Source organism: Agrobacterium rubi TR3 = NBRC 13261 (assembly GCF_000739935.1).
Lineage (GTDB): Bacteria > Pseudomonadota > Alphaproteobacteria > Rhizobiales > Rhizobiaceae > Agrobacterium > Agrobacterium rubi.
Map to the genome: position 1 here is coordinate 1 of NZ_BBJU01000017.1, position 12917 is coordinate 12917.

Sequence of the window (12917 nt, forward strand, 5' to 3'; positions counted from 1 at the left end):
CGAAGGCGCCGTCCAGCGTCTGGCCCAGATGGCCCGTGCCGCAGGCATCCATGTCATCATGGCCACCCAGCGCCCATCCGTCGATGTCATCACCGGCACGATCAAGGCCAACTTCCCGACCCGTATTTCCTTCCAGGTCACCTCCAAGATCGACAGCCGGACAATCTTGGGCGAGCAGGGTGCCGAACAGCTGCTCGGCATGGGTGACATGCTCTATATGGCTGGCGGCGGGCGCATTCAGCGCGTCCATGGTCCCTTCGTGGCCGACAACGAGGTCGAGGATATCGTTGCCTACCTCAAGACCCAAGGCTCGCCGGAATATCTCGAATCCATCACCGAAGAGGATGAAGACGAGGATGGCGGCGGCCCGGCTGGCACGAGCAACATGGCCGATTCGGAAGACCCCTACGACCAGGCGGTCGCCGTGGTGCTGCGCGATGGAAAGGCATCCACCTCCTATGTCCAGCGCCGCCTCGGCATCGGTTACAACCGCGCCGCATCGCTGATCGAGCGTATGGAACAGGAGGGCATCATCGGCCCTGCCAACCATGCCGGAAAGCGCGAAATTCTGGTGCCGACCGAGCAGGATTGATTCGCCGAACGCTTGCCCGAGACGCGACGCGCCGCCGCGCGTCCGTTCACGTCGATGTCAGCAACCAAGACCGGTTTCCAGCGTTATATCGAACCGTTATGTCATGAAGCCGCCGCGTTTTTTTGGCAAAGCAAGAGCGATGAAGGAGAAAAGAATGAAAAAGAATTTCCCGGTCGTTTCCGCGCAGTCCTGTGGCCTTGACGGCACCATGACCCGCCGTGGCGTAATGACCCTGTTTTCCGCAACGGCCGCCCTGGCAGCGCTCCAGCCGCTGAACGCCTTTGCGCAAGACGCCACCGCCCAGAAGATCGCCAGCCACTTTTCCTCCGTCAAAACCATGATGGGCGAGTTCGTGCAGTTCGGTCCGCGCGGTGAGCAGACCGGTGGAAAATTCTACATCGCCCGCCCCGGCAAGCTTCGCTTCAACTACGAAGACCCCTCGCCCATGCGCGTCATCTCCGATGGCAAGAATGTCGTCATCGGCAACAACAAGCTGAAGACCTGGGATCTGTACCCGCTGTCCAAGACACCGCTCAGCCTGCTTCTGTCCGACAAGATCGATCTGGGCAACCAGAAGGTCCGTGACGTCAAGCAGGAGTCGGACCTGACGACCATCGTTCTGGGTGACAAGAGCGTCTTCGGCGACTCCACCATCACGCTCATGTTCGACCCAAAGACCTTCGACCTGCGCCAGTGGACGACCACGGATGCGCAGAACAAGGACACGACGGTAATGATCTTCAACGTACAGACCGGCATGGCGCTGGACGATAAGGTCTTCGCCATCAATTACGAAGAAGTCCGCAACCGCGGCTGATCTTTTCTAGAGCGTTTCCTTGTTAAATGGAAACGCTCTAAGGTTGGAGAAAAGGATTCCCGTTTCCAACCTGATGTTATAAGCCTGCCTCCACCTTTGACTGAAGGACGAACGGAGCGCAGGCATGACCTTTTCGATAACCACCTGGAACATCAACTCGGTGCGGCTGCGCATGCCGATCGTCGAGCAGTTTCTCGTGCGTTACAAGCCAGATGTCATCTGCCTTCAGGAAACGAAATGCCCCAATGGCGAGTTTCCGTTGAAGCCTCTCAAGGCTCTCGGCTACGAACACGTCATCATCCACGGCCAGAAGGGCTATCACGGCGTCGCCATCGCCTCCAAGCTGCCGCTGACCGAAGATCACCGTCAGGATTACTGCGGCATCGGCGATGCCCGCCATATCTCCGCTATCGTCCAGATCGGTTCGCGCAAAATCCGTCTGCACAATTTCTACGTTCCCGCCGGTGGTGACGAACCCGACCGCTCGATCAACCCGAAATTCGGCCACAAGCTGGACTTCATCGAAGAGATGAAGGCATTGAGCGCCGACGGTGTTCCCGGCACCTCTTCAATCCTCGTCGGCGATCTCAATATCGCTCCGCTCAAAAACGATGTCTGGTCACATAAACAGCTGCTGAAAATCGTCAGTCACACGCCTGTCGAAACCGAAGGCATGCTGGAGATCATGAAAAAGGGCAACTGGCTCGATCTGATGCGCCTCAACGTGCCGGAAACCGAAAAAATCTACACCTGGTGGAGCTACCGCGCCAAGGACTGGGAAGCCGCAAACCGCGGTCGCCGCCTCGACCACATCTGGTCCTCCCAGGATCTCGGCCCCTCGCTGGACCGCATCGACATCCTGCGCGAAGCCCGAGGCTGGAACCGCCCCTCGGACCACGTTCCGGTGACAGCGCATTTCAAGTTTTGAGTCTTACGAAAACCGCCCCTGGAGCGCCGTCGCGCCAGACGAAAGCGCTGTGATATTGTCTCTTATGCGCGTCAGCACGACATCTGCAACATCGGGAAACTCTTCGATCATGCGGTGGAAGAGGATGCGGGTGATGCGGATGACTTCGGAATCCTCATGCGCAACGGCGGTATATTTGCGCTCGCATAGCGTAAACAGCGCGAGCTCCGATAACAGCGAGCCCGTCCGTGGTCGCGCCTGCAGCTCCGGCTTGCCGTGGCGTCCGGTGCTGTAGAGATCGAACCCGCCGCGGGCGATCACGAAGCCGCATTCGGCTGGCGAATGTTCACGAAACAGCGCCTGCCCCTCGGCAATCTTTCGCCGCTCTGCACCGAACGCGATCAGACGCAACTGGTCGTCGCTGAACCCCTGAAACAACGGGACCTGCGACAGAAGCTGAATATCGTCGTTCAATGCCATATCGTTCGAAGCCTCAACACCTGATAACAGCACTGGTTTTCGAACAACGGCGCGGCCAAGACAAGGGCCGCACCTCCAGAATCGGTGTTACGGCACAATCTTGTAGCCGCCATTCTCCGTTACCAGCAACTCCGCATTCGACGGATCGCGCTCGATCTTCTGACGCAGGCGGTAGACGTGGGTTTCCAGCGTATGGGTGGTAACGCCGGAATTGTAGCCCCAGACCTCTTCCAGAAGCACGTCGCGCGTCACGACGGCGCTGCCAGCGCGGTAGAGATAACGGATGATCGCCGCTTCCTTTTCCGTCAGGCGGATTTTCTTGCCGTCATCCGTCGTCAGCAGCTTCTGGCTCGGCTTGAACTGGTAGGGGCCGACAGTAAAGACCGCATCTTCGCTCTGTTCGTACTGGCGAAGCTGCGCACGGATACGCGCAAGCAGCACGGCGAAGCGGAACGGCTTCGTCACGTAATCGTTGGCACCTGCCTCAAGACCGAGGATGGTGTCGGAATCCGTGTCATGGCCGGTCAGCATGATGATGGGGGCCTTGAAGCCGTTCTTGCGCATGATCTTGACGGCTTCGCGCCCATCCATATCGGGCAATCCGACATCCATAATCAGAAGATCGACCTGCGTCGATTTTGCTGTCTGGATCGCGGCATTGGCGTTGGCGCCGGTCAGAAGATTGAACTCTTCATAGGGGGACAGTTGCTCGGCAAGTGTGTCGCGCAGGTCGTCATCATCGTCTACCAGAAGAAGTGTACGGGCCGTCATGGGATATCTCAGCCTTTCTTTTTATATTAAAAGCATATCGCGCCACAGAATTCACGGATTGTCGGCACCCATATGCTTTTCGCTTTCGCGAGCCAATTCAGCGGTTTGACGCCGCCACGTCAACCCTGTGTCACACTATAACGCGGAGCTATGAGGTCACGTTGGCACACCTGCAAAGCAAAATCTCGTGAGAACCATGCGGAAAAGCGAAAAAAAACGGCAGAAAAGCCCCTCAAAACTGCTGGTTCGCGCAGCACCGCGCAGCAAAAGCCGCGCCTTACTGCAATTGGGCCACCTTACCTTTCAAGCGGCAATCGGTCGCAATGGACGCACGGCGCTGAAGCGGGAAGGCGATGGCAAAACACCCATCACCACGATGCGCATCCTCTACGGCTTCAACCGAGGCGACAGGTTTGCTGCCTTGAACACATCGCTGACGATGTATCGCACACGAAGCACTATGCTCTGGTGCGATGCGCCTGATGATCCCAACTACAACCGGCTGGTCAAGGCACCGTTCACGAAAAGCCATGAGGAGATGCGAAGGCAGGACGGTCTCTACGATGTCTGCCTCGTGCTGGACTGGAACATCACGTCGCGTCGCAGACACATGGGTTCGGCTATCTTCATGCACATGATCCGCCCCAGCTATGAACCGACCGCCGGATGCGTGGCGCTGCACCCGAGAGACATGCGCCGTATCCTGCCGTTTCTACGCAAAGGCAGACAGATCACCGTTCTATAGTCGCTGGTCGGGAGCAGTTCTCCACTCCCGACCAGCATGTCAGCTTACTGCCACTCGCGAATATCGACGAAATGCCCGGCAACCGCCGCTGCCGCCGCCATGGCAGGCGAAACGAGATGCGTGCGACCCTTGGAGCCCTGACGTCCCTCGAAGTTGCGGTTGGAGGTCGACGCACAACGCTCGCCGGGCGCCAGACGGTCGTCATTCATGGCAAGGCACATGGAGCAGCCGGGCTCGCGCCACTCGAAGCCCGCTTCCAGGAAAATCTTGTCGAGACCTTCCTTTTCGGCCTGTTCCTTGACGAGCCCCGAGCCGGGAACGATCATGGCCGACACGGTCGGCGCGACCTTGCGTCCCTCGACCACCTTGGCAGCCGCCCGCAAATCCTCGATACGGCCATTGGTGCAGGAACCGATAAAGACGCGGTCGATGGCGATATCCGTCATCTTCGTTCCCGGTGTCAGGCCCATATATTCCAGGGCGCGCTGCTTGGAATTGCGCTTGTTCTCATCCTCGATCGTTGCCGGATCAGGAACTTCACCCTGAACGGACACGACATCTTCCGGCGACGAGCCCCAGGACACGATGGGCGGCAGGTTGGCGGCGTTCAGAACGACCACCTTGTCATAATGCGCGCCCTCGTCGGATTTCAGCGTTTTCCAGTAGGCGATCGCCTGTTCCAGCACCTCGCCCTTGGGCGAACGTGGCTTGTCCTTGATGTAATCGAACGTCGTCTCGTCGGGTGCAACGAGACCCGCGCGCGCACCGCCTTCGATCGTCATGTTGCAGACCGTCATCCGGCCTTCCATGGACAGCGAACGGATCGCCTCGCCCGCGAACTCGATGACGTGGCCCGTGCCGCCAGCGGTGCCGATCTCGCCGATGATGGCAAGGATGATGTCCTTGGCAGTCACGCCATCCGGTACCTTGCCATCCACACGCACCAGCATGTTCTTGGCCTTCTTCTGGATCAGCGTCTGCGTGGCCAGAACATGCTCGACCTCGGACGTGCCGATACCATGGGCCAGAGCGCCGAACGCTCCGTGCGTGGATGTATGGCTGTCACCGCAGACAATCGTCATGCCCGGCAGCGTGAACCCCTGCTCCGGCCCGACGATGTGGACGATGCCCTGGCGCTTGTCGCGCTCGGAATAATATTCGACGCCGAATTCCGCAGCATTCTGCGCCAGCGCTTCCACCTGAATCCGGCTTTCCTCGTTCTTGATGCCCTCAAGACGGTCCGATGTCGTGGGAACATTGTGGTCCACCACCGCCAAGGTGCGGGTCGGTGAATGAACCGGACGACCGGCCAGGCGCAGACCTTCGAAGGCCTGCGGGCTCGTCACCTCATGCACGAGGTGGCGGTCGATATAGAGAAGACAGGTTCCGTCCGGGTCACGATTGACGACGTGGTCGTCCCAGATCTTGTCGTAAAGGGTACGAGGTGCGCTCATGGCTCTATCCACCAAATTTTGAATCGGGAAATGGGTATATGCAAAAGGCATCGGCCTTTTGAACGAGCTGTCAGGCGAAAGTAAGTCGACCGCCGAGCGCGCCGGAAATGCGCGCAAAAAAGCGTGCCGGCAGACGCTTGTGGTCCTGCAGCACGAAAATGTTTTGCGCGAGACATCCGAATTTCGATCCCATGCGTCCCTCATAGCAGATCGGCTTTTCAACGGCAATATTGCTGCGAAAGTGGAAATGCGCGGCCATGCAGACGATAGATGGATAAAACAGCCTTCTCACACGTTAGGGTCTGTCAGAGCCATATCACGATGCTATAACGCTGCTGTGAAGGCGGGGGCAATGATCACAAGGACCTGCTTTTGAAGCAGTGAGAGGGAGGGATACGTCTTGGTATCTGAAAAGGCACTTATTTCAAAAATCACCTGGCGGCTGATGCCGTTTTTAGGAATTCTCTATCTTATCGCCTATATCGACCGCCAGAATGTCAGCTACGCCAAGCTGCAAATGGTCGGCGACCTGGGCCTGAGCGAATATGCCTATGGTCTGGGCGCGTCGCTGTTCTTCATCGGCTATTTCATCTTCGAAGTGCCCAGCAACCTGCTTTTGACGCGGTTCGGAGCCAGCCGCTGGTTTGCCCGCATCATCATCTCCTGGGGACTGGTGACGATTGCGCTGGCCTTTACCAGCAGCCAGACAATGTTCTACATCCTGCGCTTCCTGCTGGGTGCCTGTGAAGCCGGTTTCTTCCCCGGCGTTCTCTATCTCCTCACCATCTGGTTCCCGCGTGATTATCGCGGCCGCATGGTCGGCCTGTTCATGATCTTCAGCGCGCTCGCCAATGCCATTGGTGCGCCGCTGGGCGGCATGCTGCTCGATCTCGATGGGCTCATGGGTCTCGCAGGCTGGGAGTGGGTCTTCCTCGCCACCGGCGTTCCCGCCGTCATCGCCGGTATCATCACCATCTTCTATCTGGATGACACGCCGGAAAAGGCAAAGTTCCTGACCCAGGACGAAAAGGACTGGCTCAACAAGAAGATCGCCTCTGAAAATTCCAACATGGAAGAACATGCCGAAAACGGCTTCAAGGCGCTGATCAACCCACAGGTTCTGTTCATGTCGCTGTGCTTCGTCGGCTTCCCGCTGGCGGCCTATGGTCTCAGCTACTGGCTGCCAACCATCGTCAAGAGCTTCGGCGTGTCCAACACCACCAACGGCTTCATCAACATCATCCCGTGGATTGGCGTCGCCATCGCCCTGTACGTCATCCCGTCGGCGGCAGACCGGTCTGAAAGCAAGATTCCCTTTATTGTCGGTCCGGCTTTCGTGGGCGCGTTCTGCCTGCTGATGTCCGCACTCGTGACGACGCCGGTCTTGCAGTTCGCCTTCCTCTGCGTTGCAGCCGCTGGCATCTTCGCCGGTCAGCCGGTGTTCTGGAGCCTGCCCGGTCGCTTCCTCAAAGGTGCGGGTGCAGCAGCAGGCCTTGCCGCCATCAACTCGGTCGGCAATCTCGGCGGCTTCGTCGCCCAGAACGTCGTGCCGTGGATCAAGGACGAAACGGGCAGCACCATCGCCCCGATGTTCTTCCTGTCCGCCTGCCTGGCCGTCGCCGGTGTGCTGGTCATCATCGCCGGTCGCATGATTGCGAAACGGGCGAATGCACAGGGCGCAACCGCCTGATCCGTCTTTTCCGCCGCTGGTTCTCTTTCTGTTACCAGCGGCGGAAAAACTGCCTTCTTTCGGCGCCGTTCTCCGCGCCCTATGGTTCGCGCATCCACAGCCGCACCCTCTTGGAGAACGCCATGATACCCCTCATCAGAAACATCGCACTTGGCTGCGCCCTTTCACTGCCACTGTTTTCGATTGCCACCCTGCCCGCCCATGCGCAAGAAGCCGTGGTCAAGGCAGCTGACGTGGAAGCGCTCTTCACCAGCCCCGACCCCAAGCTCAACGCCAACAAGCAGGTGACCTACAAGATCATCCGCGATCTGCTGGAAGCGGGCCATTGGGACAAGGCGGATCAATATCTGACCGAGCGTTACATCCAGCACAATCCCAACGCCGCATCGGGTCGCGATGGCGTGGTCAAATTCTTCACGCAAGTGCTGAAGGTTCCGAAGAAGCCGATCCCTGGAAAGATCAGCTCACCCGTCGCCTTCGTCACGGCAGAGGGCGATCTCGTCACCGTCGGTTTCGTGCGCGAATACAAGGACCCGAAAGACCCTGCCAAGACCTATACGACGACATGGTTCGACACATGGCGCTTCGTCGATGGCAAGGCAGACGAACATTGGGATTCCGCTCTCAAAGGCCAGTAACCCTACCCGCGCGGACTGCGGCGCAGGGATTTTTCCACGCGCCGCAGCACCAGCGAAAGCCCCAGCGTCAAAATGAGGTAGATATAGGCGACGATGGAATAGGTTTCGAAAAACCGAAACGACCCGGCAGCATAGACCTTGCCCAACTGGGTGATGTCCATCACCCCCAGCACCGACACCAGCGAACTGTCCTTGACCATCGACACGAAATCATTGGACAGCGGTGGAAAGATCGTGCGGATCGCCTGCGGAAAAATCACCAGTCGAAAGCGCTGGTAACGGTTCAGCCCCAACGCCTTGGCCGCCTCGATCTGCCCCTCATCCACCGCCTCGATGCCTGCCCGGAAAATTTCCGCAAGAAAAGCGGCATAACAGATCGTCAGTGCCAGAATGGCCCGCCATGTCAGCGAGAAATCGCGCACCAGCATCGCCTCCACCCATCCGGCCTGAATGAGCGGCGAGATCATCCAGTTGAACAGGCTGACGACCGCAGGCGCGCCGACGAAGGCGATGTAGAACAGCACGACGAGAACGGGAATGCCGCGCACCATCTCGATGTAGAAGCGGGATATCTGGCGCAGAACTATGCTGTCGGCCATGCCCATAATAGCAATCACCAGCCCCCACAGCGAGGCCAGCGCAAACGCCACCAGCGTCACGAATACCGTCATGCCGATGCCCGTAATGACGGTGGAAAACACCTGGGCATAAATGCCGTTGATCGCAATCACGACGGCCAGCGCCAGCCCGATGATAACAAGTGCCAACAGCCACCACGGAAAGTCTTTCTCTCCGGTCGATATGCGCCGGGCACTCACGCCATGGTCTTTCGGCTACCCCTGTGCAAAGGCTTACTGGCCAAGCTTGTAGTCCAGAAACCACGTCTTATCGAGCTTCGCAAATGTGCCATCGGCCTTCAGCGCCGCAATCGCCGCATTCACGGGTGCCACCAGATCCGACCCCTTCTTGAAAATAAAGCCGAAATCATCGCCGCCCAGGGGACCGCCGATCAGTTTCAGCGTGCCGCCGGACGCATCGACATAACCCTTGCCCGCCACGCCATCCGTCAGCACCAGATCGACATCGCCGGTCTTCAGCGCCTGCACGGTGGCACCAAAGGTTTCCATCAGCTTCACCCGCGGGTTCTGCTCGTTTCCATCGAGCACGTCATAGACAACGGTATAAAACGGCGTCGTGCCCGCCTGCGCGCCCACCAGCCCCTTGTCGAAGGCGGCAAAGCTCTTGGCATCGGTAAAGCGCGTCTCGTCGGCGCGCACCAGCATGAACATCTCCGAGCGCATATAGGGATCGGAAAAATCCACCTTCTGCTTGCGCTCCTCCTTGATGCTGATGCCGGTCATGCCAATGTCGTATTGCCCATCGGACACCGCCTGGATCATCGCATCCCAGGAGGTGTTCTGATACTCGACCTTGAAATTCAACCGCCTGGCAATCTCCCCCATCGCATCATACTCCCAGCCGATAGCCTTGCCGGAGGCAGGATCAACGAATTGCAGCGGCGGATAAGCGTTTTCCGTAACGACAACGACCGTCTTGCCCTTGAGATCCGGCAGGTCGGCAGCAAAGGAAATCGCGGGCGATAATATCGCAGCGGCAATAGCGGTGAGAAAAGCGCGTCTGAGCAATGTGATGTCTCCTGCTGGCAATGCAGGAAAATGACATGGTTTGAGGGGGCTGAGCAAGAGTGCATTGATGGTGGTGGGTGTGGCTACCCCCCCTCTGCCCTGCCGGGCATCTCCCCCACAGGTGGGGAGATAGACTCGTGGCAACCTTTCGGCCATCTCCACTCTCGAAACAGAAGCGACGTCGGCGCTCCTTGCCGATCTCCCTCCTTGTGGGGGAGATGCCCGGCAGGGCAGAGGGGGGTAAGCCACACCCACCACCATCAACAAAAAACGAAAAAAGGCGGCCCGAAGACCGCCTTTATCCAAATTCCCGAAAACCGGAAAAGCTTATTCAGCTGCGCCTTCGGCAGGCTTTGCAGCCTCTTCAGCGGCCTTAGCCGCTGCGGCTTCTTCGGCTGCCTTGGCTTCAGCAGCTTCTGCTGCGGCCTTTTCAGCGGCCAGAGCCTGTGCTGCTGCAACCTTTTCAGCTTCGATGCGTGCCTTTTCTTCGGCAGCGGCCTGACGCTCGCCATCGTTGAGCTTGCGGGCGCGAACGCCGGTGTCTTCGACGATACGGGCAGACTTGCCGCGACGGTCGCGCAGGTAGTAGAGCTTGGCGCGACGGACCTTACCGCGGCGAACGATTTCAACGCCTTCGACCAGCGGAGAGTAAACCGGGAACACGCGCTCGACGCCTTCGCCGTAGGAAATCTTGCGTACGGTGAAGCTCTCGTTGATGCCGCCGCCGGAACGGGCGATAACGACGCCTTCGTAAGCCTGTACACGGGTACGTGTACCTTCCGTCACGCGCACGTTGACGCGAACGGTGTCACCTGGGGAAAATTCTGGAAGCTTGCGCTTCGCTTCGATCTTGGCAGCCTGTTCGGCTTCCAGCTGTTCGATAATGTTGGTCATATTAACCTCTGAGTTCTTCTGAAACAGCCAGAGCGCTCAACTGTCATCCCTTGAAACATCGTCTCGGGACCATGCCTTGCGGCAGGAGCGGGTTCACCATTCTTTGCTTGCGGTTAAAGGGGTAAACCCCAGTTCCACGCGGGCCATTACAGCAAGACGACGCATTTGTCATCCCTCTTGTGACATTATTTTGTCGGTCGCGACCTGATTGTCGGCAAGCCAACCAACGGATATGGAGGATCAAAGCGCCGCAAGACGCGCCGGGAGGGCCCATGTCTTTGTTCATCATTCTGCTGCTGCTGGCCAGCGGCTTTCTGTCCGGCGCGGTCAATGCCATCGCAGGCGGCGGCACGTTTCTGACCTTCGGGGCCATGACGATTGCCGGCATCGCGCCGATTTCGGCCAATGCCACCTCCTCCATCGTGCAGTTTCCCGGCTATGTCACCTCCGTCATTGCCTATTGGCCTGAAATCCGCGCCCACTGGAAAGGCGCGATCTTTCTCGCCATCCTCTCAATCGCCGGATCGACCGCCGGTGCGCTCCTGCTTCTGTCTCTGGACAATCCAGCTTTCCGACAGCTGGTGCCATGGCTCCTGCTGGCCGCGACGCTTCTGTTTGCCGTGGGTCCGTGGTTGCGCCCGCGCACCAGCGCCGAGCGTTCTCCCGGCAATGCCGCAAGTCTCATCGGCCAGTTTCTCACATCCATCTATGGCGGCTTCTTCGGCGCTGGCATGGGCATCATGATGCTGGCGGTGCTGGGCCTGACGGCTGGCGGCACTTACCACCACCTCAACGCGCTGAAAAACCTGCTGGCCGTCGTCATAGCGGCGGTCGCCATCGTGGTCTTCGTAGGCGGTGGCGTGGTGGCTTGGCCTGCCGCGCTGATCATGATCCCGGCGTCGGCCATCGGCGGTTATAGCGGCGTCTATATCGCCCGCCGCGTCCCGCAATGGATCATCCGCGCCTTGGTGATCTCGGTCGGCCTCTTGCTATCGGTCTACTATTTCGTCTCGACCTGAGACGCTTTTCCCAGAAGGTCGGGGCGGCGTTCCTTGGTCAGCGCCAGCGCCTGCTCGTGGCGCCATTTTTCAATGGCCTTGTGGTTGCCGGAGGTCAGAACGGCTGGAATATCGCGCTCTTCCCACACTTGCGGGCGGGTATAATGCGGATGCTCCAGCAGCCCACCCTCGAAGCTCTCATGCACGCCGGAGAGATCATTGCCCATCACGCCCGGCAGAATGCGCACCACCGCATCCAGCAGCGTCAGCGCCGCCGGTTCGCCACCGGAGAGAATATAGTCGCCGATGCAGACCTCTTCGAGATCACGGGCATCGATCACCCGCTGATCCACGCCCTCGAAACGACCGCAGATGATGATAACGCCATCACCAGCGGCGATCTCGCGAACGCGCTCCTGTGTCAACGGCTTCCCGCGCGGGCTCATCAGCAGGCGCGGACGCGCATCGTCTGTCGATACCGCATCGATGGCAGCCGCCAGCACGTCAGGCTTCAGCACCATGCCCGCACCGCCACCGGCTGGCGTGTCATCCACGCTGCGGTGCTTGTCGGTGGCGAAGTCACGGATTTGCACCGGCTCTATCTGCCACTGCCCACGCTCCAGCGCCTTGCCTGCCAGCGAATGACCGAGATGCCCTGGAAACATATCCGGGTACAGCGTCAGCACGGTTGCCTTGAATGCCATGTTATTTTTTCTTGCCGAAGATCGGATGATCCGGGTCGTCCTTGCCGTCATCGGGATTGTCGATCAGCCCGGCAGCGAGCGGATCGATCAGGATTTTTCCACCCTCGAGGTCGATTTCCAAAACCGCAGCCTCGGAAAACGGAATGAGTGTCGGACGACGGCCAGCGCCTTTCAGCTCCAGCAGATCGCCCGCGCCGAAATCATGGACAGCGGCGACCGAGCCATAGCTCTTGCCGTCGGCATCGACGGCCTCCAGCCCTTCCAGATCGGTATAGTAGAATTCGTCTTCGTCCAGATCATCGTCGGGCAGATTGTCACGCTCGATGAACAGTTCCAGCCCGTTCAGAGCTTCCGCCGCATTGCGGTCGTTGACACCACGAAAGCGCACGATGACGACGGTCTTGGCTTCGCGAATCTCGAGGATTTCGAACACCCGGCCATCAGCAGCGATCAGATTGCCGTAATCGCCCAGCGCCGTCGGATCATCCGTGAACGAGCTGACCCGCACTTCGCCGCGCAAGCCCTGCGCCGCGCCAATCTTGGCCATGAGAATGGGGTTTTCCAGCTTTGCCATCGGTCGT

Annotated in this window: 15 protein-coding genes; 7 read left to right on the forward strand and 8 right to left on the reverse strand. The window is 59.0% G+C overall.

Annotated elements, in window-relative coordinates; genetic code table 11:
* From RRU01S_RS14230 to RRU01S_RS14240, 3 genes are all read left to right on the forward strand, one after another.
* A partial coding sequence (locus RRU01S_RS14230) for a DNA translocase FtsK (RefSeq protein ID WP_045230956.1) occupies positions 1-592 on the forward strand: 592 nt, incomplete at its 5' end.
* A 103-nt stretch (positions 593-695) separates the two neighbouring features.
* Positions 696-1409, forward strand: a complete 714-nt coding sequence (locus RRU01S_RS14235; protein ID WP_045230957.1) for an outer membrane lipoprotein carrier protein LolA — start codon at positions 696-698, stop codon at positions 1407-1409.
* Positions 1410-1533: 124 nt separating this feature from the next.
* Complete coding sequence (locus tag RRU01S_RS14240; protein WP_045230958.1) at positions 1534-2337, forward strand: exodeoxyribonuclease III; 804 nt, start codon at positions 1534-1536, stop codon at positions 2335-2337.
* A 3-nt stretch (positions 2338-2340) separates the two neighbouring features.
* On the opposite strand, the gene RRU01S_RS14245 is transcribed toward RRU01S_RS14240, so the two are convergent.
* Entirely contained in the window at positions 2341-2796 is a 456-nt protein-coding gene (locus RRU01S_RS14245) for a cyclic nucleotide-binding domain-containing protein (protein WP_045230959.1), read from the reverse strand.
* A gap of 87 nt (positions 2797-2883) precedes the next feature.
* Positions 2884-3567 (reverse strand): response regulator transcription factor, encoded by a 684-nt coding sequence (locus RRU01S_RS14250; RefSeq protein WP_045230960.1) that lies wholly within the window; start codon positions 3565-3567, stop codon positions 2884-2886.
* Positions 3568-3763: 196 nt separating this feature from the next.
* Here RRU01S_RS14250 and RRU01S_RS14255 point away from each other — a divergent pair, with 196 nt between their 5' ends.
* Positions 3764-4312, forward strand: coding sequence for a L,D-transpeptidase family protein (locus RRU01S_RS14255; protein ID WP_045230961.1), 549 nt, complete (start codon positions 3764-3766; stop codon positions 4310-4312).
* A gap of 44 nt (positions 4313-4356) precedes the next feature.
* Here RRU01S_RS14255 and leuC read toward each other — a convergent pair whose 3' ends face one another.
* A complete protein-coding gene (leuC, locus tag RRU01S_RS14260; RefSeq protein ID WP_045230962.1) occupies positions 4357-5766 on the reverse strand; it encodes a 3-isopropylmalate dehydratase large subunit in 1410 nt (469 codons plus the stop codon).
* 400 nt (positions 5767-6166) lie between these two features.
* On the opposite strand from leuC, the gene RRU01S_RS14270 reads away from it, so the two are divergent.
* Together RRU01S_RS14270 and RRU01S_RS14275 are read left to right on the forward strand one after the other, a co-directional pair.
* Positions 6167-7456: an MFS transporter gene (locus RRU01S_RS14270; protein ID WP_045230964.1), complete on the forward strand. Its 1290-nt coding sequence runs from the start codon at positions 6167-6169 to the stop codon at positions 7454-7456.
* Positions 7457-7578: 122 nt separating this feature from the next.
* Positions 7579-8094 (forward strand): nuclear transport factor 2 family protein, encoded by a 516-nt coding sequence (locus RRU01S_RS14275; protein ID WP_045231084.1) that lies wholly within the window; start codon positions 7579-7581, stop codon positions 8092-8094.
* A 2-nt stretch (positions 8095-8096) separates the two neighbouring features.
* Here the strand turns inward: RRU01S_RS14275 and RRU01S_RS14280 are convergent, their stop codons facing one another.
* From RRU01S_RS14280 to rplS, 3 genes are all read right to left on the reverse strand, one after another.
* Positions 8097-8912: an amino acid ABC transporter permease gene (locus RRU01S_RS14280; RefSeq protein WP_045230965.1), complete on the reverse strand. Its 816-nt coding sequence runs from the start codon at positions 8910-8912 to the stop codon at positions 8097-8099.
* 33 nt (positions 8913-8945) lie between these two features.
* Positions 8946-9746: a transporter substrate-binding domain-containing protein gene (locus RRU01S_RS14285; RefSeq protein ID WP_412674291.1), complete on the reverse strand. Its 801-nt coding sequence runs from the start codon at positions 9744-9746 to the stop codon at positions 8946-8948.
* 321 nt (positions 9747-10067) lie between these two features.
* Positions 10068-10634 (reverse strand): 50S ribosomal protein L19, encoded by a 567-nt coding sequence (rplS, locus tag RRU01S_RS14290; RefSeq protein WP_045230967.1) that lies wholly within the window; start codon positions 10632-10634, stop codon positions 10068-10070.
* A gap of 272 nt (positions 10635-10906) precedes the next feature.
* Between rplS and RRU01S_RS14295 the strand changes: the two genes are divergently transcribed.
* Entirely contained in the window at positions 10907-11653 is a 747-nt protein-coding gene (locus tag RRU01S_RS14295) for a sulfite exporter TauE/SafE family protein (RefSeq protein WP_045230968.1), read from the forward strand.
* On the opposite strand, the gene trmD is transcribed toward RRU01S_RS14295, so the two are convergent.
* Positions 11635-12336, reverse strand: coding sequence for a tRNA (guanosine(37)-N1)-methyltransferase TrmD (gene trmD / locus RRU01S_RS14300; RefSeq protein ID WP_045230969.1), 702 nt, complete (start codon positions 12334-12336; stop codon positions 11635-11637). The genes RRU01S_RS14295 and trmD overlap by 19 nt on opposite strands.
* Before the next feature lies 1 nt (position 12337).
* Complete coding sequence (rimM, locus tag RRU01S_RS14305) at positions 12338-12910, reverse strand: ribosome maturation factor RimM (RefSeq protein WP_045230970.1); 573 nt, start codon at positions 12908-12910, stop codon at positions 12338-12340.
* Between the last annotated feature and the right edge of the window lie 7 nt (positions 12911-12917).

Bases quoted from the DNA above. Each gene is read 5' to 3' on its own strand.
- RRU01S_RS14235 (WP_045230957.1), top strand. From the start codon at position 696: ATGAAGCCGCCGCGTTTTTTTGGCAAAGCAAGAGCGATGAAGGAGAAA.
- RRU01S_RS14240 (WP_045230958.1), top strand. From the start codon at position 1,534: ATGACCTTTTCGATAACCACCTGGAACATCAACTCGGTGCGGCTGCGC.
- RRU01S_RS14245 (WP_045230959.1), bottom strand. From the start codon at position 2,796: ATGGCATTGAACGACGATATTCAGCTTCTGTCGCAGGTCCCGTTGTTT.
- RRU01S_RS14250 (WP_045230960.1), bottom strand. From the start codon at position 3,567: ATGACGGCCCGTACACTTCTTCTGGTAGACGATGATGACGACCTGCGC.
- RRU01S_RS14255 (WP_045230961.1), top strand. From the start codon at position 3,764: ATGCGGAAAAGCGAAAAAAAACGGCAGAAAAGCCCCTCAAAACTGCTG.
- leuC (WP_045230962.1), bottom strand. From the start codon at position 5,766: ATGAGCGCACCTCGTACCCTTTACGACAAGATCTGGGACGACCACGTC.
- RRU01S_RS14275 (WP_045231084.1), top strand. From the start codon at position 7,579: ATGATACCCCTCATCAGAAACATCGCACTTGGCTGCGCCCTTTCACTG.
- rplS (WP_045230967.1), bottom strand. From the start codon at position 10,634: ATGACCAACATTATCGAACAGCTGGAAGCCGAACAGGCTGCCAAGATC.
- RRU01S_RS14295 (WP_045230968.1), top strand. From the start codon at position 10,907: ATGTCTTTGTTCATCATTCTGCTGCTGCTGGCCAGCGGCTTTCTGTCC.
- trmD (WP_045230969.1), bottom strand. From the start codon at position 12,336: ATGGCATTCAAGGCAACCGTGCTGACGCTGTACCCGGATATGTTTCCA.
- rimM (WP_045230970.1), bottom strand. From the start codon at position 12,910: ATGGCAAAGCTGGAAAACCCCATTCTCATGGCCAAGATTGGCGCGGCG.